The following is a 25,985-nucleotide window of genomic DNA, read 5'->3' as shown; positions in this document are numbered from 1 at the left end:
ATATACAAGAGCTTATAACTAGTGTTAAATTATTATCACTAAATTATGTGTAAGTACTGTAGAAGGAGGATTTTTATGAAATCATTAAGAGGAACTAAAACTGCAGAGAATCTATTAAAATCATTTGCTGGTGAGTCTCAAGCTAGAAATAGGTATACTTATTATGCTAGCGTAGCGAAAAAACAAGGCTTTCTTCAAATTGCAGAAATATTTATAGAAACTGCAGAACAAGAAAAAGAACATGCCAAGAGATTTTACAAATTCTTAAAAGAAGATTATAAGGATGAGGCTATAGAAATCACTGCTAAATATCCTGTATCTCTACATGACAACACTGCTGATAACTTAAAAGCTGCAGCTGCTGGTGAGAATGAAGAATGGACAGACTTATATCCAGAATTCGCTAAAGTTGCAAGAGAAGAAGGCTTCCCAGAAGTTGCCGTAGCCTATGATATGATATCAAAGGTTGAAAAAGAACACGAAGAAAGATACTTAAAATTATTAGCTAACGTTAATAATGGACAAGTATTTAAAAAAGACGAAAAAGTTCTATGGAAATGTAGAAACTGCGGATTTATTTTAGAAGCTTATGAAGCTCCAGAAAAATGTCCTGCTTGCTTACATCCAAAGGAATATTTTGAAGTAGCAGCAAGAAATTATTAAAATAAAATTAATTTATAATATAATGTTATTGTAAAAAGGATGTCTCAAAGTACTTGGGGCATCCTTTAGTTTTTTTATATATTTTTAGAAATGTTTGTGCAACTCTCCAAAGTTAGGTTAATACATCTATAGCTATTGATTTACTAGATATTAATATGATATAAGAAATATGAATTCCATACCATGACAATCAGTATATAATGAAACAGCTTCAAGAAGGAGGAACACATATGATTTCTAATAACAAAAGGCTAATTAATAACAATTGGTGGTTTAAGCAAAAAGAAGATAAAGAATATAATGAAGTAAATTTACCTCATACTAATGTAGAATTACCTTATAATTATTTTGATGAAAAGAGTTATCAAATAATTACTAACTATAAGAGAGATATATATGTAGAAAATAAAGAAAAAAGGGTATTTATCCAGTTTGATGGAGTAATGACTTCCTTTAACTTTTATGTAAACGATAAATTTGCAGGGGAGTATAAAGGTGGTTACACTCCAAAGTTTATTGAGATAACAAAGCTTATAAACTATGGAGAAAAAAACTCTATTTATCTTGAGGTAGATTCTAGTGAAAGAGAAGATATACCGCCTTTTGGACATGTAATTGACTATTTAACCTATGGAGGAGTTTATAGGGATGTATATTTATATGAAGTATCTCAGTGCTTTATAGAAAATGCATTTTATGATTATAAGGTTTCAGATATTAAAAATGGACATGTAGAATTAACTCCTAAAGTTTTAATTAATAATAAGGGTGAAGCAGGGGAATACTTATTAAATTTTACCCTAAAACACAAGGATAATAGTGAAGAAAAAATTAACTTTACTCAGGTGGTAGAGGTAGAAAAAGCAAGTAAATGGTATTACTTAGAAGAAATACCTTTAGAAAATATAAAGCTTTGGGATATAGAAAATCCAAATCTTTATGAAGTTAAGTTAGAACTTTTCCTTGGCAAAGAAGCTAAAGAGAACTGTAAATTAGATGAGAGTACGGAGACACTAGGCTTTAGACATCTAAAAATAGAAGGTAAAGGGCTTTATATAAACGGAAACAAGGTAAAAATCAGAGGATTAAACAGGCATCAAGCCTTCCCTTATTCAGGTTATGCTATGCCTGCTAGAGCTCAAAGAAAGGATGCAGAGATATTAAAATTTGAATTAGGGCTTAACACAGTTAGAAGCTCTCATTACCCTGCATCACCATACTTTTTAAACCGTTGTGATGAAATTGGACTTCTAGTTTTAGAGGAAATACCAGGTTGGCAGCATGTAAGCTCTGATGAAGCGTGGAGAAATCAAGTTTTAGATGATGTTGAGTCTATGATTCTAAGAGATTTTAACCATCCATCTATAATAACCTGGGGAGTTAGGATTAATGAATCTGGAGATGATGATGAGCTTTACACAAAAACCAATGACTTAGCTAGAAGACTAGATGCTTCAAGACCTACCTCAGGCATAAGATGTTATGAAAATAGCCATCTTTTAGAAGATATATACACTATGAATGATTTTATTCATGATGGTGGAGAACAGGTACTAAGAACAAGAAAACAAGTTACCGGTTTAGACAAAGAAGTGCCTTACTTGGTTACTGAGTTCTGTGGACATATTTTCCCTACTAAGCGTTTTGATAATGAAGAAAGATTGGTAGAGCATGCCTTAAGACACGGTAGAGTTCAAAGTGAATCAGCAAAAAGTCAGGAGCATTTAGGAGCTATAGGATGGTGCGCCTTTGACTATAACACTCATTTTGATTTTGGCTCTGGGGATAGAATCTGTTATCACGGAGTTATGGACATGTTTAGAATACCTAAGTTTGCTTCCTATATATATAGCAGCCAAAAGGAACCTTCACAAGGAGTGGTACTGGGGCCTTTAACTTACTGGACAAGAGGAGAAAGAAATAAGGGAGAAGTATTCCCCATATATATATGCACCAATTGTGATAGTGTGGAAGTGGTGTTAGAAGGAAAGACTGTATGGATATTTAGAAGAGACGAAAATACTTTAGATAACAAGCTATCGGGATTAAAATATCCTCCTATTAAAATAGAAGCTTCCTCAGGGGAATGGGGTTACAGCTGGAATGAAGTAGAATTTAAAGGGTTTTTAGATAATAAACAGGTAGCGGTAAAGAAATACTCAAAAAATCCGGTGCTTAAGGATTTATCTGTAACCATAGATGACAAATGCCTAAAAGGTGAGGAAGTGGATACTACCAGAGTGGTTGTTAAGGCTGTGGATCAATGTGAAAATCTTCTTCCTTTCATAAGTGGTTTCATTTCTGTGGAAACAGAAGGAGATATAAACGTAGTAGGACCTAAGCAAGTAGCATTAATAGGGGGGTGTATAGGTTTTTGGATAAAGACCAAGGGTAAATTAAGTAATAAAACCGCGAAAATAAATATTAAGAGCTCCTTTGGTATAGAAAAAACATTAGAAGTGGAACTTGTTAAGTAGAACAAGCTATCCCCAGTAATTTAAAAAGGCTGCCATGAGGTTTCAGGCAGCCTTTTTATAATAGCAGGATTTTCTTATATTTTTCAATAAGCTATAATTAGGTTATCATTGAGGATAGAGATTATTAAAAGTATAAGTAAAGTAAATTAGAAGATAGCATCAATATTGGGGATCAGGAGGATTATAATAAGAATGACAAATAGAAAGAAAGCAATTTATTATTTGTTTTTACCTTATATAATACAACTATTTATTATTATATTTATAGCAAGAAAAATGTTCATTGCAGAAAACGTTGAAAAACATAATATATTAAGTTATTGGCTAATAGGGATAGTTATTATATCGGAAATTATTAATTTTTTTCTTGCTTATAAGCTAATGAAGGAAATGGATAAAAATAATGAGTTAGCAATTGTAAAATCAGAGTTTAAGAATACTGAAGCATTGATTGATCTATTTAGGAAGCAAGGCCATGATCATATAAATCATATCCAAACTGTAAACTCCATGCTTATGTTAGATGAACAGGAAATAGCTATTAATTATCTTCAAGGAATTGCAGAAACTTATAGATTTTCAGGTCAATTTCTTAGATTAGGTAATCCTACTTTAACCGCAGTTGTAAATACTAAAAAAGAACTGGCAAACCAAAAGGGAATAGAATTCATTGTTCTAAAATACTGCAGAGTTAAATTATCCAAGATAAAACCCTGGGATATAGCGAGTATTATAGGTAATTTACTGGACAATTCTATTGAATATCTTTTAATGCATAAAGAGTTGCCGCAAAAAATCTACTTTCATGTTGAGAATACTGAGGATATGAAGGGATATATTTTTAAAATTAGAAATCATTATAAACAAGATAATATAAATCTAAATAGATTATTTGAACAAGGATTTTCTACAAAAGCTAATGCTGGAAGGGGATATGGATTATACATTGTTAAAGAGTTGTTGGAAGGTTATGGCGGCAAAATTGAAGTAAACACTTCAGAGGATAGTATTATTTTTACTTTAGAAGTAGGTGATAAAAATGTTTAATGTTCTAATTTGTGATGATGATATTTATACTGTAAGGGTGCTAAAAAAAGTCATTGAAGAAAATGAAGAAATTAATGAAATATTCTTAGCTTCCAATGGAGAAGAGGCTGTTGAATTAGTAAAAAATAATGATATACATCTTGCTTTCATGGATGTGGACATGCCTATAATGGATGGACTTGAAGCATCTAAGATTATGCTATCTATAAATGAAGATTTAAAGATTGTTTTTATTACAGCTTATAGAGATTATGCATGTGATTCTTACGAAGTAAAAGCTGTTGATTATATACTTAAACCGATTGATTTTTCAAGGGTAAAGAGTAATATGGAGAGAATAATAGCATTAACAACTGAGGCAAAACAAGAAAACACCTTAATATCAAATGATCTATTAATTATTAAGGAAAAACAAGGTTATAATCTAATCAATATGAGCGAGATAAACTATATAGAAAAGGAACACAATCAATTAGTAGTGAATGTAATGGATAAAAAATACTATACTAATGTAACTCTTTCAGAAATGGAGAAAAAGCTCACAAGCAATTTCTTAAGAACTCATAAGTCTTATATAGTAAATCTAAAAAACATTCAAAGGATTGAACCTTATGGAGATACATCTTTTATTATTTATTTTAAAAATACACATGAATTGAGCAACGCACTTATAACAAAGGAAAAAATGAAACTATTACAGCTTTGATTAATTCACTTAGTAATGGTATTTAATATGATAAATCATATCTGAAATGTAAATTTCACAGCTCTTATAGGGCTGTTTTTTTATATTGTGGTAATTATAGATAAATTTAAAGAGTAACTATATTCAAGTGTTTCAAGAGATTTTTTTATAATATGAGAATTTAAGTATGTATTGCCCATTTAGCGGTATGAAAAATATTAATTAATATTTAAGAGGGTGATAGAATTAAATAAAAGGAGGGGTTATGGTGAGTAAACTAATTACAGTGGATAATATAACTAAAAAATTTGGTACTAAGACGGCAATAAAAGATATTAGTTTTCAAGTAGAAGCTGGTGAGGTATTAGCTATAGTAGGACACAATGGAGCTGGTAAGACTACTTTAGTTAATTGCCTGGTAGATATATATAAGCCAAATCAAGGTAATATTGATTACCTATTTGATAAAAAGAGTATGTATGATCATATTGGAGTACAGATGCAGCATAACTATTTTGAAGATAAGGCAAGGGTAATAGATTTATGTAAGCTATACAAAGAACTTACCAATAGTGATGTGGATTTAAAAGCCTTATTAAAAGATTTTGGATTAGAAAATGAAATGAAAACTTATGTTAAGTATCTATCTGGGGGTAATAGACAAAGGCTAGCTATAATGCTTACACTTATACATCAGCCAGACATAATATTTCTTGACGAGCTTACCACAGGTTTAGATCCTATAGCAAGACGAAGAGTGTGGGAAATGCTAGTAAAGGTGAATAAAGATAAAGAAACAACCATTGTTTTAACTAGTCACTTTTTGGAGGAAATCGAATATCTAGCAGATAGAATAATTATATTAGATCAAGGTGAGATGAAGTATTTGGGAACGGTAACCAATGCTATAGATAAATATTCTAATGGTGACAAAATAATTGAGTTTCAACTTAAAGATAATAGAGCTTCATTTAAATTATCCAAATATAGCGTGCTAGAATTAACAGATGAAAGATATCAAATAAGGACAAAAGATGAGGAAAAGGTGCTTATTGACCTTTTATCTAATGTTGGAATAAAAAATCTTGTGCTAAAATCACCCACATTAGAAGATGTATTCTTAAAAATTGCAGGGTATAGCCTTGATAAGGAGGGAAAGATTTGTTATGAAGAAGCTTAAAGCATTGAGTATTTATCAGCTAAGATTACAAATTAGAGATTATCAAGCTATGTTTTTCTTAATTGGTTTTCCAGTAATTATGTACGTGATCTTTAGTAACTTATTAAAAGGCGTAACTGGATATAATGGTAAGGTTGCTGCTGTAGATTATCTAATACCTAGCTATTTACCTATCATTATAATCAACGGCGGAATTATGATGTTTGGATTAATGCTTACCGTATATAAAGAAAAGAATTATTTTATTAAATATAAATTACTAGGCTTTAAACCTTTAGAAATTGCAATTTCAGTATCTATAACCATTATTATTTGTGAGATAATTGGAATCATATCATTGGTATTATTTGCTTATTTTATAAATAACATTACTATACCAATTAATAATATAGTTAATGTGTTATTAACTATTCTTATAATAACAGCTTTCCAGTTTTCCTTAGGATATTTTTTATCCTCAATATTTAGAAAGAGCACTGTTTACCAAACTGTAGCACTGATAGTTTTTTACTTTGAGATGTTTTTAGGAGGGTTAACTTTCCCACCTGAAATGTTTGGCGCTTCAATGAGAAGGGTTTTGGAGATAATAAACCCTATAATCCATGGGCTATATATGATAAGAGGTACTTGGATAGAAGGAAAGAGTGTATTAAACTATCCATTAGAATGTGGAATTTTATTAGGAGTAACTGCATTATTATGCTTAATTGCTTCAGTTATTGACAAAAGTAATTATGCTAAATCAGCATATTAAGTATATAAGCTTCTACTGTAAAGAATTTAAATGGGTTAATTACCCATGGTAAATAAATATATTAGGTATATCTTTAGAATTACTTAGGTTAAAAAGGCTGCGCTGATTTTCAGGCAGCTTTTTTATAATATAAATTAAATATTCAAAGGTTAAAAGTATTAGAAGGTTTAGTATGGAGAAGTTAGAATTCTAAACTATAAATTAATACTAATGTTACTTTTATAGGGTTTATTTTTAAGAGGAGATATTATATCATAGTTTATAAATACATAATGTTTGGTGGGATGATGGTGTTAAATTACTTAATGATATTTGTTGCTAAAATTGTAGAAGTTTCCTTGATGACTTTAAGAACTGTGCTTATTACTAGGGGAGAAAAGCTTTATGGAGCTATAATAGGAGTGTTTGAAGTTTCTATATGGCTTGTTTTAGTAAGTACCGTATTGGTGGGGATCAAAGATGATCCCATTAGGATGGTGGTTTATGCTTTAGGTTTTGGAGTAGGAAATTACCTGGGATCTACCATAGAAGAGAAGCTTGCTCTAGGTCTTGTTACTATAAATATAATAGTTTCAGATGCAGATGCACCTAATATGGCTACTGTTTTAAGAGAGCATAATTTAGGGGTAACAGTCATAGATGCAGAAGGGTTCAAAGAGAATAAAAAAATACTTATGGCTCATGTAAAAAGAAAGAGAAAGAATGAACTTGTAAAACTAGTTGAAAATAGCGGAATAAACTCTGTTATCTCCATCAGTGACACAAAAACCGTATATGGAGGTTATGGATTAAAAAAATAATTTGACCTTACTATTGCTTTAATTTTTTAATTAGGTAATGTATAATTTACCTCATAGACGATGATGTAAGGCATCTGAAAGAAAATAAACTAGCATAGTGACTAGTTATTTTTTTGAAGATGCATAAGGTGAAAAGGTTATAGAATATGTAAGTTAGCATAGAAAAAACTGTTTTCACTAGTGTTTTAAGGTGAATTATTTTATGGAAGATGGGGATTGAAGTGTTTAAGCCTATAAAAAGTGCAAAGGTTTATGAGCAGGTGGTGGAACAAATAAAACTCCTTATACTTAAGGGGATTTTAAAAAAAGGTGACAAGCTGCCTACGGAAAGAGATTTAGCAGAACAACTACAGGTTAGCAGAACCTCTGTAAGAGAAGCTCTAAGAGCTTTAGAGGTTATTGGACTTATTGAAAGCAAGCAGGGAGCGGGCAATTACATAAGGGAAAATTTTGATGGAAGCTTATTTGAACCACTATCTACACTATTTATGCTAGACAATGGTAAGGCTGAAGATATACTAGAGTTTAGAGAGCTTTTAGAACTTCAGACTGTGGCTCTTGCAGCCAATAGGATTGAGCCTGAGGAAATAGTTGAGTTAAAAACCATAATTGAAGGGCTTAAACTGTGCCAAGATGAAGATGAGCGCATATTTTTTGACAAGCAGTTTCACTATTTTATAGCTAAAGCTTCAAAAAACATATTAATATTAAATGTGTTAGAAGTGTTGTCCCAGTTAATAGATGAGTTTATAAGAGATTCTAGAAATAAAATATATAAAGCTCACAAGACCTGGAACAATTTAAATATACATCATGAAAAAATATTAGCAGCTTTGGAGAAGGGTGATTCTCAAGAGGCATATTCCGCTATGAAGGCACACTTTGAACTTATAAGAGAAAATTTTGGGGAAAAATAGAAAGAAGCTGTGGTATCAGCGGTTTTTAACCGCTAATGCCACAGCTTCTTTAATATTGGTACGACCAATATTAAAATTTAAAATTATATACAAAATTTATAATTGTTAACTGATTAACTGATATTAAAAAAATATATCTGCATTTATTAATAAAATATGAACATAATACCTTTGTATGGGCGCTACAGGGAGTAAATAAAAAATATTGATGTTAATATTATAACAATTATAGAAAAAATATTACAGTAGTGATAATATGAAGTTGTAAATAAAAGTGGTCATACCAATTTTTGAGTAATCGTTGCCAAGAAAACGTTTTTTTATTATTAATATAGATTTTAGGGGGAATTAGAATGGAAATAATAGTTTGTATAAAGCAGGTACCAGGTACTTCAAAGGTAGAAGTAGATCCTGTAACTGGAGTGCTAAAAAGGGATGGAGTAGATTCTAAAATGAATCCCTATGACCTTTATGCCTTAGAAACTGCCCTTCGTATGAAAGAAGAAAAGGGAGGTAAGGTATCCGTTATAAGTATGGGACCGCCTCAAGCTATGGCAGTTATAAAGGAAGCTTACATGATGGGGGCGGATGAAGGCGCTTTAATTTCTGATAGAAAGTTTGGGGGAGCGGATGTACTTGCCACTTCCTATACCATTTCTCAAGGGGTAAGAAAAATGGGAAATCCTGATGTTATTATCTGCGGAAAGCAAACCACAGATGGAGATACTGCTCAAGTAGGACCTGAAATGGCAGAATATTTAGGAATACCTCATGTAGCCAATGTAAGGAAAATAGTAGAGTTAAAGGAAGCTTCTATAGTGGTAGAAATGGATATGCCAGATACTGTAGAGGTGGCAGAAATTAAGTATCCTTGTCTTATAACTGTGGAAAAGGATATATTTGAGCCTAGACTTCCTTCCTATAAGAAGAAGTTAGCTACTAAGGATAGGGAAATAAAAGTCGTAAGCTTAAAGGATTTGGAAGATCAAGATGAAAAGAAGTATGGATTAAGCGGATCACCTACTCAAGTAGAAAGAATATTTCCTCCTGAAGTTAACAATGACAGGGAAACTTGGACAGGGAATTCAGAAGAATTGGCGGGAAAGATGCTTGAAAAGTTTAAGGCTTTAAAATTTATTTAGGGGGATTTTAAAATGGGAAAATTAGTGATAAATCAAGAAAAGATAGTTAATATAGATGAGCTTGTAAAAATATGCCCCTTTGGAGCTATGGAAAATAATCAAGGCAAGTTAGAAATTAATTCAGGCTGTAAGATGTGCAAGCTTTGTGTTAAAAAAGGCCCAGAAGGAGCTGTAGTGTTTGTAGAAGAAGAGGTTAAAAGCATAGATAAAGGTGCTTGGAAGGGCGTAGCTGTATATGTGGATCATGTAGAAGGTGAAATACATCCAGTAACCTTTGAACTTATAGGAAAAGCCAGAGAGCTTGCTTCCAAGGTAAACCATCCTGTATATGCAGTGTTTATGGGACATAACATAGCTCATAAAGCAGAAGAACTTCTTCATTATGGAGTGGATGAGGTATTTGTATATGATGATGAAAATTTAAAACATTTTAGAATAGAGCCTTATACCTCTGCTTTTGAAGACTTTATAAATAAAGTAAAACCTACAGCCATATTAGTAGGGGCTACCACCATAGGAAGATCCTTAGCACCTAGGGTAGCTGCTAGATTTAGAACTGGACTTACCGCAGACTGCACTATATTAGATATGAAAGAAAATACAGATTTAGTTCAGATAAGACCTGCCTTTGGCGGTAATATCATGGCTCAGATAGTAACTCCAAACTCAAGACCGCAGCTGGCTACTGTAAGATATAAGGTTATGAACGCACCGGAGAGAACAGAGGAAGCTTCAGGTAAAGTAAATCACTGCTGTGTTAAGGAAGAAAAGCTTGCCTCAGGTATAAATGTATTTGACATAATTGCTAAAGAAAAAGAAACAGGTATTACTGATGCAGAGGTAATAGTGGTAGCAGGAAGAGGAATAAAATCTGAAAAGGACTTAGCTATGGCTAATGAGCTAGCAGAACTTCTAGGAGGGCAAGTAGCCTCCACAAGACCGCTAATTGAAGCTGGTTGGACTGATGCCAAAAAACAGATAGGTTTAAGCGGAAGAACTGTAAGACCAAGACTTATCATTACTTTAGGTGTTTCCGGAGCTGTACAATTTACTGCAGGTATGAATAACTCAGATTATATATTTGCTATAAACAAAGATGATAAAGCTCCTATATTCAAGGTGGCTCACTATGGAATAGTGGGAGATATATATGAAATAGTTCCAAAGCTTATTGAAGCATTAAAAGCTGAAAAGGAGGCATAAGGTTATGAATAATACAGTTTTACAGTCAAATTATAAAATAGTGGATATGAAGGATATAGAATATATATTGTCTGTAGTTAAAGATGATGAAAGGGTATTCTATGGAGAAACTATAAATGAAGACTATAGCCATGACGAGTTAGGCGGAGTTAAAAAAATGCCTGAGGTTGTAGTACAGGCTTTAAGTACAGAAGAAGTTTCAAAAATAATGAAATATTCCTATGAAAACAAGATTCCCGTAACTCCAAGAGGTTCAGGTACAGGGCTTGTAGGTGCATCAGTGCCTATTTATGGCGGAATAATGATAGATTTAAGCAAGATGAACAATATTTTAGAATTAGATGAAGAAAATCTTACTCTTACAGTAGAACCTGGTGTGCTACTTATGGAAATAGGTAAGTTTGTAGAAGAAAATGACCTGTTCTACCCACCAGACCCAGGTGAAAAAACAGCTACCATAGCAGGAAATATTAATACCAATGCAGGAGGTATGAGAGCTGTTAAATATGGTGTTACCAGAGATTATGTAAGAGGGCTTGAAGTAGTACTTCCTAGTGGAGAGGTTATAGAAATTGGTGGTAAGGTAGTAAAAAATAGTTCAGGTTATAGCTTAAAAGATTTAATTGTAGGTTCAGAAGGTACCTTAGGTATAGTAACCAAGGCTACACTTAAGCTTTTACCTTTGCCAAAGAAATTTGTAAGCCTTCTAATACCTTTTCCAGATCTTCAAAAGGCCATAGACACCGTGCCACAAATAATAAAATCAAAATCTATACCTACGGCCATTGAGTTTATGCAAAGAGAAGCCATAGTAGCTGCAGAAGAATTTTTAGGTAAGAAGTTCCCTGATAATAGTTCCGATGCATATCTTCTACTAAAATTTGATGGAAACACCACGGAAGAAGTAGAGAAAAACTATGAAAAGGTAGCAGATATATGCCTTGAAAATGGCGCCTTAGATGTTTATATATCCAATACTGCTGAAAGAGAAGAAGCTATATGGAGTGCTAGAGGAGCCTTCCTTGAAGCTATAAAAGCATCTACCACTGAAATGGACGAAGTTGATGTAGTTGTACCAAGAAACAGAGTAGCGGAATTTGTTAAATATACTCATGAAATGGAAGAAAAGCATGATATAAGAATAAGAAGTTTTGGACATGCAGGTGATGGAAACCTTCATATATATGTACTAAAAGATGCACTAGATGAAGAAACCTGGAAGCTTAAACTAAATGCAGTAATGGATGATATGTACAAAAAAGCTAGAGTGCTTAAAGGACAGGTATCCGGAGAACACGGTATAGGATTTGCCAAGAAACCATACCTAAATCAATCCCTAAGCCCAGAAACCCTAGCCATAATGAGAGGCATTAAACTTGCCTTTGACCCTCATAACCTACTAAACCCAGGGAAGGTTTGCTAAGGAATGGCAGCCATATGAGTGAATAGGTAATAGGTAAGAGCTAAGAAGTAAGAGCTAAGAGATAATAGAACAGTTGTTAAGAGTTGATAAGAGGTTTTCCATAATTTGTGGGAGGCCTCTTTTTCTTTTACCTTTTGTTTTTAATTTAAATAAATTATAATTTTATAGAGAAGGAAGGGGAATAGGTAATTAGGTAAGAACTAAGAACTAAGAAGTAAGAGGTAAGAGGTAAGAAGTAATAGTGAATAAGTATAATTAATTGTAAAAAACCCTAATAGTTTTATCCATAACTCTTACTTTTTACCTTTTACTTCTTACTTACTCATATATTATAATTAATGTAGAATAAGTGTGATATTTATATTAATATGTCGTATTTGATGTGTAAGGTTTTGTTAAATGATTTTGAAAAGTAAGCTTAATATTAGGAGGAAAAATGAAACTTCAATATAAGATACTGACTTATATGACTATAATAATTTTTCTTACATTAGGTATTAGTTCCTACTTTGGTGTACAGTACCTTCAAAGAAAAATGAAGTTACAAATAGGACAAAGTGCTATGAACACTGCGGTAGCTGTAGCTTCCATGCCTCAAATTCAAGATAACCTAGGAGATATTAAGGGCAGTGATAAGATTCAAGGAATTATTGAACGTATAAGATTAAGTTCTAATATACAATTTATTACCGTTATAGATATGAATTCTACAAGATTTTCTCATCCTGTGCCTGAAAGGATAGGGGAAAAGTTTGAAGGAAATGATGAAAAGAGGGCTATATATACTGGAGAGTCATACATTACAGAAGGAAAAGGAACCTTAGGAATATCTTTAAGGGCATTTACACCAGTATATAAGGATGGTGTACAAGTAGGTGTAGTTTGTGCAGGTATATTAATAGATAATGTTAGAACAGAGTTAAGAGAATTTTTAAGAGGGTTAGTGCCGTATATAGCCATAGGCTTAATCATAGGTTTAATAGGTGCTGCACTTTTATCCTATAATATTAAGAAGAGTATTTTTGGACTTGAGCCTGAAGAGATAGCTTGGATACTAAGTGAAAGAGAAGCCATACTTGAAAATATGAAAGAAGGAATAATAGCTGTAGATGAGCAAGGCAAAATAATACTAATAAATAAAAGCGCAAGAAAGATATTAAATTTATCTACAGAAACCTTAGGTAAAGATATTAACAAATTTAAAATGGGTAATTTTTTTGATAAAGTGATAAAAAACAAGGAATTACTAAGTAACGTGGAAGAAAAAACTGAAAATGGTATAAATATTTTAAGCAATTATATGCCTCTGATAAACTCCAAGGGAAACTTTGAAGGGGCCTTAGTAAGCTTTCAAGATATGACAGAAGTAAAAAAGATGGCTGAAGAACTTACAGGTATAAAGAAGCTTACCTGGGATTTACGGGCGCAGAATCATGAGTTTATGAACAAACTCCATACCATATCCGGGCTTATACAGCTGGAAGAATATAAGAGAGCATTAAGTTATATTCAAGAAATATCAAGGATAAGAACAAATGTTGTAGGAATACTAAATAACAATATTAAAGATGTGGCTCTTTCTGCCATGCTTTTAGCCAAATATAATAAGGCTTCTGAGGCGAGAATTGATTTTGAGATAGATAATAGTTCCTACATATCCGAAAGTCATAAGTGCATAACCTCTGATGATTTAATGTGCATTGCAGGGAACTTAATAGAAAATTCTATAGATGCTGTTATAGGTATGAATAAAGGCAAGATATATTTTTATATAAGAGAAGATAAAGTTAACATAACTATGAAAGTAAGAAACAACGGTGCTGCCATTTCAAAAGAAATAATAAAAAAGGTTTTTGAATTAGGCGTGAGTACCAAGCAGGGGAATAGAGGATACGGCCTGTATAATGTTAAAAGAATATTAGATGAAGCAGGAGGAACTATAGAAGTTACTTCCGAAGAAGAAACTGAATGGGTAGTAGAGATACCAGTTGTGAAATGAAGGAAGGGCGCTAGGCACGTGGCAAGTGAGTGGCACCCCGCCATAAAAAGAGGTGAAAATATGATTAAGGTTATGATTGTGGAAGATGATCCTATGGTAAGTGATATTAATAAGCAATTTTTGCTTAAGGTAGGAAACTTTAATGTGTGTGGAATTACTGGAAATATAGAAGAAGCAAAGGTGTTAGCTTTAGAAAAAAGGCCTAGATTAGTACTTCTAGATATATTTCTACCTGGAGGCAGCGGGTTAGAGTTTCTTAAGTGGCTTAGGATGGAGGATATAGAATGTGATGTTATATTAATAACTGCAGACAAGTCCTGTGAAGCTCTTCAACAATCCTTAAGATATGGTGCTGTGGACTATTTAATCAAGCCTTTTACCTTTGAAAGATTTAAAGAGGCTCTTTTAAAGTATAAAAAGAGAATAGAAAAAGTGTCTAATGCCTTTGAGCTGCAACAGGATACCATAGATAAATATATATTAAATTCAAATTCTACCCACCAAGAAAAGCAAGAGGGTGAGCTTATAAAAGGGCTTAATAGAAACACTTATGAGCAAATTTGGGATTATATAAAAGAAAGCTCCGCTGAAGAGTTTACTGCAGAAGAGGTAGCAGACGGCCTAGGCATGGCTAGAGTTACAGTGAGAAGATACTTAGAATATATGACAAAAGAACACAAGCTTTTCTTAGAGATGGAGTATGGAAAAGTGGGAAGGCCAAGCCATATTTATAAATTATAAACAATTGAGTAGCAGATATATGAGTTAAGAGGAGAGTTAATAAAAATTTATTTTTATCAACTCTTTTTTTGCGCACCAAACTTACATTTTATTATCACGAATTTCGCATTTTATGGTAAAAATATTTTCCTCTTTAAGACCAAAAAGACCAAAAGGATAAATAAGACCATATTATTGTTTGTTTGTTAATTAACAAATATACTTTAAATGGACATAAGATTAAATATGTTTAAGGGGGAACAAAAATTGAAAAAGAAATTATTAGCATTAGTTATGAGTGCTGTGATGATTATCCCAACAGTAGCTTTTACTGGATGTGGAAGTAAAAATGGCGCTGACGTAGTTGTAATAGGAGCAGGTGGAGCAGGCCTGGCTGCAGCAGTTGAAGCTCATGATGCAGGAAAATCCGTAGTAGTTTTAGAAAAAATGCCTATGGTAGGTGGAAACACTAACAGAGCTACTGGTGGATTAAATGCTGCTGGAACAACTCAACAAGAAAAAGCTGGCATTAAAGACAGTTCAGAAACCATGTATAATGACACCATGAAGGGTGGATACAATAAAAATAATCCAGATCTTGTTAAGTTATTGTCAGAACAAGCTAAAGATTCAGTAGCTTGGCTTACAAAGTTAGGTGGAGACTTAAATGATGTGGGAATGCTTGCTGGAGCTAGCCAAAAAAGAGCTCATAGACCAACAGGAGGCGGAGCTGTAGGGGCTGAAATAGTTTCTACTTTAAAGAAAGCAGCAGAAGATAGAAAAATTGATGTTAGGCTTTGGAACAAAGCTACAGAAATAGTTGTAGATAAAGATGGAAAAGTAACTGGAGTTAAGGTTAAAGATAAAGAAGGAAAAGAATATACAATAAAAGCTAAATCAGTAGTTATAGCAGCAGGTGGATTCTCAGCAAATCAACAGATGGTAGTTAAATACAAAGAAGATTTAAAAGGTTTTGCAACTACTAACCATGCAGGAGCAACTGGTGACGGTATAGAAATGGCATCAAAATTAGGTGCTGATCTAGTGGATATGAAAGAAATTCAAACTCACCCAACAGTAGTACCAGAAAAAGCAGTAATGGTTACAGAAGCTGTAAGAGGTAACGGTGCAATACTTATAAATAAAGATGGTAAGAGATTTACTAATGAACTATTAACAAGAGACGTAGTTTCAAAAGCAATCCTTGGACAAAAAGACAAAGTAGCTTACTTATTCTTTGATGAAACCTTAAGAAAGAGCTTAAAAGCTACAGAAGAATATTTCAATATGAATCTTGTAACAGAAGCAAACAGCGTTGAAGAATTAGCAGACAAGCTTAAAATAGATAAAGCAGCACTAGCAGATACAGTTAAAAAATACAATGATTCAGTGGCAGCAAAAAATGACGCAGAATTTAAGAGACCTGATATGCCAATACAATTAAATCAACCTAAATTCTATGCTATAGATGTTACTCCAGCGGTTCACCATACTATGGGTGGAATAAAGATTAACACTAAAGCAGAAGTATTGACTAGCGATGGCAAGGTAATTCAAGGTTTATATGCTGCAGGAGAAGTTACCGGAGGAGTTCACGGAGGAAACAGACTTGGCGGAAACGCTTTAGCTGATATAGTGACTTTCGGAAGAATTGCTGGTAAAAATGCAGCAGGTTTTGCAAAATAATTAATCCCTAATTTGGAGGTATTTTACATGAAAAAGATATTTTCACTTATCACAGCAGGAGCCTTATCAGCAGCACTACTAGCAGGTTGTGCATCTGGAAAATATAAAGATGGTACTTATGAAGGAACTGGAAGAGGTGCTTCCAGCGATATAAAAGTATCCGTAGAAGTTAAAAGCGGAAAGATCAAAGATGTTAAGCTTGTAGACCATAAAGAGACTAAAACACTTGTAGATGGAGTATCACAAAACATGGTTCCTGAAATAGTTAAAAAGCAAGGAACTGAAGGGGTAGAAGCTGTAAGCGGAGCCACAAAATCCTCTCAAGGTGTTATAGAGGCTGTAAATCAAGCATTAGAAAAAGCTAAAAAGTAAATTTATAATATAAATAACTCCTATTTCCCCACTTACTATAGACGGAGCTGTTGCACTAGGTGTAACAGCTCCGTTTTGAATTTTAAATTCTCAATTCTAAATTATAATAACAACTTCCACTTGAAACATAACTTAAAGTAATTTAAAATTAAGAAAAAATGGTTGTGCTATTAAATAAAATAGTTTAACCCCAGGGAGGAAACTGATGAATCCTATTGCATTTAATGTTTTTGGATTAGAAGTAAGATGGTACGGAATACTTATAGCGCTTGGAATATTAGTAGGAATGTTTGTAGCTTCATTAAATTGTAAGATTAAAAATATAAGCTATGATAACTTTTTAGATGTTTTTCTTGTGTCCTTGATACCGGGAATAATAGGGGCGAGACTTTACTATGTAGCCTTTGAATTTGATACTTATAGAGATAATCTGCTTTCTATTTTTAATACAAGGGAAGGTGGACTCGCTATTCATGGAGCTCTTATATTTGGAATAGGTACAGCTTATATATACACTAGGATTAAAAAAATAAATTTTTGGGATATAGCTGATATAGCAGCGCCTTCATTTATTATTGCTCAAGCCATTGGTAGGTGGGGGAACTTTATGAATGGAGAAGCTCATGGTGGACCTGTAAGTTATGAATTTATAAGCAGATTTCCAGAGTTTATACAAAAAGGTATGCACATATCAGGTACATATTATCATCCTACATTTTTATATGAATCCTTATGGAACATAGTAGTATTTATTATATTAATGATTATTATTTATAAAAGACAAGAGCATCGTAAAGGCATAGTGATATCTTCTTACATAGCTTTATACTCTTTAGGAAGATTCTTCATAGAAGGTCTAAGAACAGACAGCTTAATGGTTATGGGGTTAAGAACAGCCCAACTAGTAAGTATTTTAGGAGTAGTAATTGGAATCATAGGTATAATAGTTATTAAAAGAAAAAGAAGAACATGGTTTTATTAATGTAATTTGGCAAAAAATATATTAAAAAAACACTTGAATATATAAAATTAATTTGCTATAATGAATGAGCGTCCTAAGATAAGGACGCCTTTATGGAGAGATGTCCGAGTGGCTTAAGGAGCACGCCTGGAAAGCGTGTGTAGGGGAAACTCTACCGAGGGTTCGAATCCCTCTTTCTCCGCCATTTAAACTTTGCCGTGCTAGATGGGGAGTTAGCGGTGCCCTGTACCTGCAATCCGCTACAGCAGGATTGAATTCCTTACTTCGGCTTTAACCTGTAGGGTCTGCCCCATATAAGTGGTGTTGAGAGTTGGGTCCCACGCAACGGAAGCCCGTGAACCCCGTCAGGTCCGGAAGGAAGCAGCGGTAAGTGGAATCTTTCGTGTGCCGTGGATCAACCTAGCTTGAGCTAACTGTATGGGTAACGCTTATAGGTTACTGTCAACGTAAGGTGCACGGTTTCATTTAAAAAAAGGTGCCAGGCACATGACAAGTGCAAACTTAATTTTGTGAATGGCTATAATAAAATATATAGGTTGAAACGCAGAAATACTTAAGTATTTCTTTTTTTTATACTCTTTTATATTTCTAATTGATAAAAGTATATATATTTAGTGTATAATAATAGGGTAGAAACATAGAAATGAGGTGAAAAGCCTTGGCTTATACTGCATTATATAGAGAATGGAGACCTAAAAATTTTCAAGATGTAGTTGGACAGGAACATATAACTATAACCCTTAAAAACCAAATTAAAAATCAAAGAACTGCCCATGCTTATTTATTTTGTGGTACTAGGGGAACAGGTAAAACCTCTACTGCAAAAATTATGGCTAAGGCACTTAATTGTCTTAATTTACAAGAAGGTGAACCTTGTAATGAATGTGAAATGTGTAAAAAGATAAATGAAGGTTTAGCGATAGATGTTACTGAATTAGATGCTGCTTCAAATAATGGAGTTGATAAAATAAGAGATATAATTGACGATGTACAATATCCTCCACAGGAAGCAAGAAATAAGGTATATATAATGGACGAAGTTCATATGCTTTCCCAAGGTGCGGTAAATGCCTTCTTGAAAACCCTGGAGGAGCCTCCAAAGAACGTAGTATTTATTTTAGCTACCACAGATCCTCAAAAGCTTCCTATAACTATATTATCAAGATGTCAAAGATTTGACTTTAAAAGGATAAGCACTGAAAATATATCCGCCAGGCTTAGGAAGATAGTTCACGATCAAGGAGTATTTGCTGATGATAATTCCTTAAACCTTATAGCCAGAATTGCAGATGGAGCTATGAGAGATTCTTTAAGTATATTAGATCAAGCTATATCCATGGGTGGAGGAAAAGTAGAGTACTCCAATGTAATTAATATGCTTGGACTTGTAACCAATGAAAATTTATTTAAACTTACGGATGCTGTTATAGAGAGAAATGTAGAAGAAGCTATGAATGTAATAGATGAAATGGTAATGGCGGGAAAGGATTTATATCTCTTCATAAAAGATATGATAGCCCATTATAGAAATCTTCTCATGGTAAAGGTTAGCAACTCCCCAGAGAGTATAGTAGATATGTCCTTAGAGAATATAGAACTTTTAAGGCAGCAGGGTAATAGAATAAGAGTAGAAGAGATAATGAGAAACATAAGGATATTGCAGGATTGTGAAGAACAATCCAGATCTAGCAAGCAAGCGAGACTTTATCTTGAACTTTCTGTTATAAAGCTATGTAAAATAGAATATGACACTTCCCCTGAGGTTATGCTTACTAGAATTAATAAGTTAGAGGATTTAATTAAAAGCGGAAAAATAGCTGTATCATCCCAGGGAGATGTGGAAAAGCAAAAGAAAAACATAGTTAATAAACAAGCTACGTCATCAAAGAAAAAAGAATCTTTAAGAGAATCGGGAGATATCGTTAATGCGGATTCAAAAGTAAATATAGATATGGTTAAAAGAGCATGGAAAGATATATTGGAAAGCTTTAAGGCCAGGAGAAATATGCTTATATATGCATCTTTAATGACTGGAAAACCATTATCTTGTGACAAAGGTGTTATTATAGTACAATATGAAGAACAATTTTCTTTTAACAAGCTTAGGTTAGAAAAAGAAGATAATAGAAAAATAGTAGATGAAGTATTTTCAGAAATATTAAAGGATAAGCTAAAGGTTAGATATATTGTAGATCGTAAGGAACAAGATAGTAAAAGCACAGAAGATCTTATTATAGAGGCCTTTGGAGAAGACAACATCCAGATCATTGATGAATAAGTTTCCTTCAAGCTTCACATTAAAGCTTATTATAAATATGGTCATAAGCATTAAAATAATATATAATAATATGAGTAAATGAATGGTAATTAAGGAGGTTTATAAACATGGCAAAAGGATTTCCAGGAGGTTTCGGCGGCGGAAACATGAATAATTTAATGAAACAGGCACAAAAACTACAAAAGCAGATGGAAGATATGCAAAAAGAACTTGAAAATAAAGAGTTCGAAGCTTCCGTTGGTGGTGGAGCGATAGTAGCTAAAGCAAACGGCAAGAAACAATTGACTTCCATAAAGATACAACCAGAAGTATTAGACCCAGATGATGTAGAAATGCTTGAAGATATGGTTTTAAGTGCTGTTAATGAAGTTCTTAAAAAAGCAGAGGAAGAAACAAACAGTGAAATGGGAAAATTAACTGGCGGACTTAACATGCCAGGATTATTCTAAACTATAGAATTTATAGAATGAAATTAACTAAAAAATTTTTCCTTAGGGAAAAATTTTTTTCCTTCATTCTCAATTCTCAATTTTAAATTATATAGGGATGTGAAATAATTGGATTTTTATCCTGTAGCTATTGAAAAGCTTATAGAAGAATTTGCAAAACTCCCAGGGGTGGGACATAAAACCGCTCAAAGGCTTACACTACATATATTAAACCTTCCACAAGAAGAAGTGGAGGAATTTTCAAAAGCTTTAGTGCAAGCAAGAGGGACCATAAAATACTGTTCCGTGTGTGGAAATTATACAGATAAGGATCCTTGTGCTATATGTTCTAATCCTAATAGAGATAAAAGCTTAATATGTGTAATCGAACAACCCAAGGATATAATGACTATGGAAAAAATTAAAGAATTTAATGGGGTTTATCATGTTCTTCATGGAAATATCTCCCCTATGCAAGGAAGAGGCCCTCAGGATATTAAAATAAGGGAACTGGTAGCAAGGATGTCCCCAGAGGTAAAGGAAGTTATAGTAGCCACCAATCCTACTATAGAAGGAGAAGCTACTGCTATGTACATATCTAGGATATTAAAACCATTAGATATGAAGGTTACTAGGATTGCATCAGGAATACCTGTAGGGGGAGACTTGGAATATGCAGATGAAGTTACCTTATCTAAAGCCTTAGAGGGTAGAAAAGAAATTTAAGTTATAGATTTAAATGTATATTACAAAAAACATCTGTCACAGCAAAAAAGTATTATTACAGAAAATAAAGTTATGTTATGACAAGAGGAATAAGGCTAGGTTAAAAGTTTAGAAAATGAAAAGATAATACTAAGTCGGAAGCTTTAATAAGTAAGGCATAGAAGGGGAAAAGCAGGTTAAAATGACCAGTCTTTTTCCCTTATTTTTTACTCCTAATTGCTTCATATCATAATTTAAAAACAATGACATACAAGCTTTCATACTTTTACTTTTCTTCTGTTTAATTATATAATTTAGAATTTATTATTATAATTTATAATAATATAATAATATGGTATTATATGTAAGATACAATTGTTTTATAATTACACATAATGCTGGAAGTGAAAACGAGCAACTAATTTGAAAATCTACTGGTTAAAGTAGAAAGCTTTTTTAGCATAAAATATACTCTAGGTTTCAAACTATTCCGATTAATACCACAAACCTGTATTAATGAATCTATTATTTCTATAAAACTGGTAGAACCATTGAACGTATTATTGAGATACAGTTTGGATCCATTTCATGAGCAAACTTATAAATCTCGTGGATTATGTTATTGGAATAGTAATTGGTTAGCTATAATGTGTGTGGTTATGCTTACCCTAATAATGAGTTTATATTAGGTACAATCATTTGAGAAAAAGTATATATAAAGTTTGTATTATCAGGAAGGAGAAGTAATGCAAAATTTTACTGGAAATATGATAATTATATTAGGTTATCTTTTAAGTTTGGTGTTTTTTGTTACCGGAATAATAGGGTTAAAAAAAGTGGAAAAAGATTTTAGAAAATCAAATTTTGATGTATCGGAGATGGAAAGAAAAAAACGTTTCCCATATATGATATCGGAGACGGAAAGAAAAAAGCGTCTCCCATATTTAATATGTACATTAATTGGATACTTTCTTCCTGTAATTACTTCAATTATTTTAATATTAGCTTTGTTAAATATGGTCTAATATAGCAACTCTGGGGAAAGTTTAGCAGGATAGGATCCTATCTTGCTTTTATTTATAGAGTATAAAAAGTGAGTAGTGAGAAACTTGTATTCTACAATGTTTCAGATTATTACATTTTATTTTATTATGTATTGTAGGTATATCTGTCGGTAGTCTTATTGCATGTTTTTGATAAAACATTATTTGATTAACATATAAAAATTTGCATAAAACTTCCTATTTACGTCAATAATCAAGCTATTACGTAAATAGGAGGTTTTTTTATGTCAGAAAGCGTTATTACTTTTGAGTTTACGAAAAAGCAACTAAAGCAGATTAAGAAAGATATACTTGAAGGCATAGATAAGGCTTTGGCAGATATGGAAGCTGCAGAGAGCTTTTTTCAAAATACCACGGACTCTAAGCTTATAGAGGTGGCCATTTTTTATAAACAAGCTGCTGTAACTAGGTACGAGTATCTTCTAACCATGGCAAAGCAATATGATATTTCTATAACCGCTAAGGATCTTATCAATAAAAATTCCATACAGGCATATTATAATATATAATAGTAGTAATATATTATATATAGTAGTTAGAATCATAATTTCTTATGATTTAGTATAAAGGGGGCTAAAGGTATGGATATTATTATTTATTTTATTATAGCAATGGTAGCTTTAGTGGTATTAGTAAAACTATTTTCTTGGCCAATAAAAGTCTTAGTAAAACTCTTAGTAAATGGTTTATTAGGTGCTGTACTTCTCTGGTTAGTTAATTTCTTTGGACAAGGATTTGGCATACAAATAGGGATTAATGCTGCAACAGCTTTGATAGCTGGATTCTTTGGCGTTCCTGGGGTTATATTCTTAATTATTTTTAAGGTGATATTATAAGGCATCGTAAAAAAAACAGACCGCTCCTTTTTTGGAGCGATCTGTTTTAATTTAAAGATGGGAGTAGGAAGAATTCTATTAAATAAATGTTGGGGCAAAGCATTATATTTAAGAGGAGTAGCTAGCTAGGGGTTTATATAATCATTATATGTTTCATATAAATATGTGTTACTAAAATTAAAATAATTAAAAATACAGTAATTAACTGGATTATGATATAATAGGATATATTATCTGAAAGATTTTGATGTGATGGGTGATAATTATGAGAGAATATTTTTCAAAATCTATGTTTAAACAGGAATTTAAAAAAATTAAATGGTTTAGTCCTATATTATTCCTGATTTTACTTGTAGTTTTTAATAATAACCAAATGTTTTCTGTGGCTACAAAAGGTGCTAAGGTTGGCTTTAGCCAGTCCTATGCCATAAAGAATTATATATCCTTATCTTGGATTAATATGATTCTTCTAGCTTTAGTATATACGCTAAGCTGCACCATATTAATGTCTAATAAAGCTAAGTATCTTCAGTCAGAAGAGTTTCAAGGCGGTAAAAGAATTACTTATTTTATAACAGAAGGGACTTTTTTGCTTACAGCTTTAGGAATAAGCTTTGGGGGAAATTATCTTTTAAAGATTATAGCTTACATATCTAATAGAAGAGTATTTTATGATATGGCTAAAGTTGATTTTTCCTATTTTATAAAGTTTTTGATGTTTCACTTGATATTTATTATCTTAATGGTGAGTATAAACCTATTCCTTCATTCTATATTAGGTAAGCCCTTTTCTGTTGTTATAATGCCTATACTTTTCATATATTCATATTTGTTGATTTTTGGTACAGGCTATTTTTTATTAAGCGAAAGGTATACAAAAACTAGGGAATTTATTAAGTGGGTAGATAATTTTACTGTTTATAAGCTTTATGAAATGATAAATACAGATTATAGACTAGCTCTTCAAAATAATAATTTGCAAGCCTCTGTAATGATTTTTATGTTAATTGCAGCTTTTATTATATTAGTACTAGGAGTTATATCTTATAGGTACATGAAGACGCAAAGGTTAAACAGATACTTTATGTATTCTGGCGTGGAAATAGTAGTAATGAGCTTTATATTTACTGCCTGCGCCTTATACCTTGGATTACTTACCTCAGTAATAAGGCTGGTTAGTAATGATAAATTGGACATGATGAAGGCTTGGGACCAAGCATATAAATTAATGCTTATCTATATTGCCATAGCGGCTATAATAAGGATAGGTTACGCAATTATAAGGAAAAAACCGTGGGAAATTTATATGAAGAAAAAAGAAAATGAAAATATTGATGTCCAAGCTTAGTAAAGACATTAAAAGCTAAATAATAATGAAAATAAAGAACATACTTTATAACAGCATTGCTGAAAGGAGTATGTTCTTTTTTTGTAGGGATATTTTATTCGATATCTAACCGCTCCTAATATCCCTACTTCTTAATAAGCGCTAAGCTCCTGGATAAGTTCTTCTAAGCTTGAGCTGAAGAGGATATTCCTTTTAAGTAAGTCCATCTGAAGCTAAGAATCACTTGATTGTGTAGTAGTTTTCTTGTTATTATGAGAGCCTCTAACTTTTCTTCCTAGTGCTCTTATGAGTCTGTAGTTAAATTTAATAAGGAGTATTCCTATAATAAAAATTACTATACCAATATTTAAAGCACCTAGCATTCCTAAATTAGATAAATTAATAGGAGAGGATATCTGTGATAAAAAACTTGGGGCAAAGATAGAAGAAAATAATATGACTAATCCAAAAACAGATAATAAAATAGAACATATAAATAAAGATAAAAGTATAAAAAATATAGGTAAAGATATAATAAGAAAGAATACAAAGCCTAAAAGACTAAAAATACCTTTAAAAAATCTAGCCAAAAAAGATTGAACATCATTTACTGATGGAAGATCCTCAGTTTTCACTGATGAGTCCATATTACAGTAGGTTTCTGTGGATGAAGAGCTGTCATCTTTTATAATAAGGGGCATATTTTTTATATAGCTTTGAGCAATTATGTATGGATCTCCCATACTATTCAAGATTGAATCTTCAGAGATTCCCTGGGCTTCAGCTTCTTTAAACTTATTTTTATATTTATTTAGTATGGTTTCCACTGTATTATTAGGGTATCCCGATAGGTTAGCTTCTAAAATACTTAAAAAATCTGATTTCTTCATTTAAATCTCCTTTCATTAATCAAGGAAGTTTCCTTTCTATAATTATAATACAATTTTTCTCTTTTAACGAAAAGTATTCCTGTTATTTATTATATATTATAATAAACTAAACCTAGTGTATCTGTATAAGCAAAACATTAATATAGAGAGAAAAATAGAGAAATATGTAATATTTATTAATAATATAAGAAGTAATAGAAAAGATTCTATAAAGATTCGTGGTACTATAAGTAAGTCGCTTGCGGCAAGAGCGACACCAAGTCAAAACACTTGGATACATTAAAAATTAGTTAGTAAGAAAATCTAACAAACAATTTTTAAAAAAGTGTTGACAAGGAAAACCCACCGTGGTAAGCTAACTAAGCGGTGAGGGAAAAGCCGCACTGGTCTTTGAAAATTGAACAGAG

At 32.3% G+C, this 25,985-nt stretch carries 24 protein-coding genes, 1 tRNA gene and 1 other RNA gene; 25 read left to right on the top strand and 1 reads right to left on the bottom strand.

Annotation, left to right across the window (positions count from 1 at the left end; genetic code table 11):
• Positions 1-75 precede the first annotated feature (75 nt).
• The 25 genes from rbr (at position 76) to BUA82_RS19105 (ending at position 24,709) form a co-directional block, all read left to right on the top strand.
• The gene (rbr, locus tag BUA82_RS19225) at positions 76-663 is read left to right on the top strand and encodes a rubrerythrin (protein ID WP_073012438.1); all 588 of its coding nucleotides are present in this window, start codon (positions 76-78) and stop codon (positions 661-663) included.
• A 230-nt stretch (positions 664-893) separates the two neighbouring features.
• Positions 894-3,140, top strand: coding sequence for a glycoside hydrolase family 2 protein (locus BUA82_RS19220; protein WP_073012435.1), 2,247 nt, complete (start codon positions 894-896; stop codon positions 3,138-3,140).
• 192 nt (positions 3,141-3,332) lie between these two features.
• Positions 3,333-4,187 (top strand): sensor histidine kinase, encoded by an 855-nt coding sequence (locus BUA82_RS19215; protein ID WP_073012431.1) that lies wholly within the window; start codon positions 3,333-3,335, stop codon positions 4,185-4,187.
• Positions 4,180-4,893, top strand: coding sequence for a LytR/AlgR family response regulator transcription factor (locus BUA82_RS19210; protein WP_073012428.1), 714 nt, complete (start codon positions 4,180-4,182; stop codon positions 4,891-4,893). The genes BUA82_RS19215 and BUA82_RS19210 overlap by 8 nt, the downstream gene beginning before the upstream one ends.
• A gap of 247 nt (positions 4,894-5,140) precedes the next feature.
• Positions 5,141-6,052, top strand: coding sequence for an ABC transporter ATP-binding protein (locus tag BUA82_RS19205; RefSeq protein WP_178140786.1), 912 nt, complete (start codon positions 5,141-5,143; stop codon positions 6,050-6,052).
• Positions 6,039-6,806: an ABC transporter permease gene (locus tag BUA82_RS19200; RefSeq protein WP_073012422.1), complete on the top strand. Its 768-nt coding sequence runs from the start codon at positions 6,039-6,041 to the stop codon at positions 6,804-6,806. The genes BUA82_RS19205 and BUA82_RS19200 overlap by 14 nt, the downstream gene beginning before the upstream one ends.
• 287 nt (positions 6,807-7,093) lie before the next feature.
• Positions 7,094-7,606, top strand: a complete 513-nt coding sequence (locus tag BUA82_RS19195; RefSeq protein ID WP_073012586.1) for a DUF2179 domain-containing protein — start codon at positions 7,094-7,096, stop codon at positions 7,604-7,606.
• 221 nt (positions 7,607-7,827) lie between these two features.
• Positions 7,828-8,523, top strand: a complete 696-nt coding sequence (locus BUA82_RS19190; protein ID WP_073012583.1) for a FadR/GntR family transcriptional regulator — start codon at positions 7,828-7,830, stop codon at positions 8,521-8,523.
• A 353-nt stretch (positions 8,524-8,876) separates the two neighbouring features.
• Positions 8,877-9,665, top strand: coding sequence for an electron transfer flavoprotein subunit beta/FixA family protein (locus BUA82_RS19185; RefSeq protein ID WP_073012419.1), 789 nt, complete (start codon positions 8,877-8,879; stop codon positions 9,663-9,665).
• Positions 9,666-9,677: 12 nt separating this feature from the next.
• Positions 9,678-10,868, top strand: a complete 1,191-nt coding sequence (locus BUA82_RS19180; protein WP_073012416.1) for an electron transfer flavoprotein subunit alpha — start codon at positions 9,678-9,680, stop codon at positions 10,866-10,868.
• Positions 10,869-10,914: 46 nt separating this feature from the next.
• A complete protein-coding gene (locus tag BUA82_RS19175) occupies positions 10,915-12,291 on the top strand; it encodes an FAD-binding oxidoreductase (protein ID WP_423230469.1) in 1,377 nt (458 codons plus the stop codon).
• Positions 12,292-12,727: 436 nt separating this feature from the next.
• Complete coding sequence (locus tag BUA82_RS19170; RefSeq protein ID WP_073012410.1) at positions 12,728-14,290, top strand: ATP-binding protein; 1,563 nt, start codon at positions 12,728-12,730, stop codon at positions 14,288-14,290.
• A 60-nt stretch (positions 14,291-14,350) separates the two neighbouring features.
• Positions 14,351-15,031 (top strand): response regulator, encoded by a 681-nt coding sequence (locus BUA82_RS19165; protein WP_073012407.1) that lies wholly within the window; start codon positions 14,351-14,353, stop codon positions 15,029-15,031.
• A gap of 246 nt (positions 15,032-15,277) precedes the next feature.
• Complete coding sequence (locus BUA82_RS19160; protein ID WP_242949014.1) at positions 15,278-16,696, top strand: flavocytochrome c; 1,419 nt, start codon at positions 15,278-15,280, stop codon at positions 16,694-16,696.
• A gap of 27 nt (positions 16,697-16,723) precedes the next feature.
• A complete protein-coding gene (locus tag BUA82_RS21060; protein ID WP_073012401.1) occupies positions 16,724-17,068 on the top strand; it encodes an FMN-binding protein in 345 nt (114 codons plus the stop codon).
• 205 nt (positions 17,069-17,273) lie between these two features.
• Positions 17,274-18,050: a prolipoprotein diacylglyceryl transferase gene (gene lgt, locus BUA82_RS19150; protein ID WP_073012398.1), complete on the top strand. Its 777-nt coding sequence runs from the start codon at positions 17,274-17,276 to the stop codon at positions 18,048-18,050.
• Between the two features lie 94 nt (positions 18,051-18,144).
• Positions 18,145-18,234 (top strand) — tRNA-Ser (locus tag BUA82_RS19145).
• Positions 18,235-18,245: 11 nt separating this feature from the next.
• Positions 18,246-18,509: signal recognition particle sRNA large type (ffs, locus tag BUA82_RS19140), an RNA gene on the top strand.
• A gap of 199 nt (positions 18,510-18,708) precedes the next feature.
• A complete protein-coding gene (gene dnaX / locus BUA82_RS19135) occupies positions 18,709-20,328 on the top strand; it encodes a DNA polymerase III subunit gamma/tau (protein ID WP_073012395.1) in 1,620 nt (539 codons plus the stop codon).
• 107 nt (positions 20,329-20,435) lie between these two features.
• Entirely contained in the window at positions 20,436-20,777 is a 342-nt protein-coding gene (locus tag BUA82_RS19130) for a YbaB/EbfC family nucleoid-associated protein (protein ID WP_073012392.1), read from the top strand.
• A gap of 108 nt (positions 20,778-20,885) precedes the next feature.
• The gene (gene recR, locus BUA82_RS19125; RefSeq protein WP_073012389.1) at positions 20,886-21,482 is read left to right on the top strand and encodes a recombination mediator RecR; all 597 of its coding nucleotides are present in this window, start codon (positions 20,886-20,888) and stop codon (positions 21,480-21,482) included.
• A 725-nt stretch (positions 21,483-22,207) separates the two neighbouring features.
• Positions 22,208-22,486 carry a hypothetical protein gene (locus tag BUA82_RS19120; RefSeq protein ID WP_073012386.1) on the top strand — a complete coding sequence of 93 codons (279 nt, stop codon included), beginning with the start codon at positions 22,208-22,210 and terminating at the stop codon, positions 22,484-22,486.
• Between the two features lie 263 nt (positions 22,487-22,749).
• Entirely contained in the window at positions 22,750-23,034 is a 285-nt protein-coding gene (locus tag BUA82_RS19115) for a DUF2508 family protein (RefSeq protein ID WP_073012383.1), read from the top strand.
• A 72-nt stretch (positions 23,035-23,106) separates the two neighbouring features.
• Positions 23,107-23,361: a pro-sigmaK processing inhibitor BofA family protein gene (locus tag BUA82_RS19110; protein ID WP_073012381.1), complete on the top strand. Its 255-nt coding sequence runs from the start codon at positions 23,107-23,109 to the stop codon at positions 23,359-23,361.
• A 265-nt stretch (positions 23,362-23,626) separates the two neighbouring features.
• Positions 23,627-24,709, top strand: a complete 1,083-nt coding sequence (locus BUA82_RS19105) for a hypothetical protein (RefSeq protein WP_073012378.1) — start codon at positions 23,627-23,629, stop codon at positions 24,707-24,709.
• 212 nt (positions 24,710-24,921) lie between these two features.
• On the opposite strand, the gene BUA82_RS19100 is transcribed toward BUA82_RS19105, so the two are convergent.
• The gene (locus BUA82_RS19100) at positions 24,922-25,578 is read right to left on the bottom strand and encodes a DUF1700 domain-containing protein (RefSeq protein WP_073012375.1); all 657 of its coding nucleotides are present in this window, start codon (positions 25,576-25,578) and stop codon (positions 24,922-24,924) included.
• Positions 25,579-25,985: the final 407 nt, after the last annotated feature.

This window comes from Clostridium amylolyticum (assembly GCF_900142075.1).
GTDB classification, from domain to species: Bacteria; Bacillota; Clostridia; order Clostridiales; family Clostridiaceae; genus Clostridium_AA; species Clostridium_AA amylolyticum.
The sequence above is the reverse complement of the archived record's forward strand: the minus strand, read 5'-3'. Positions and strand labels throughout refer to the sequence as shown.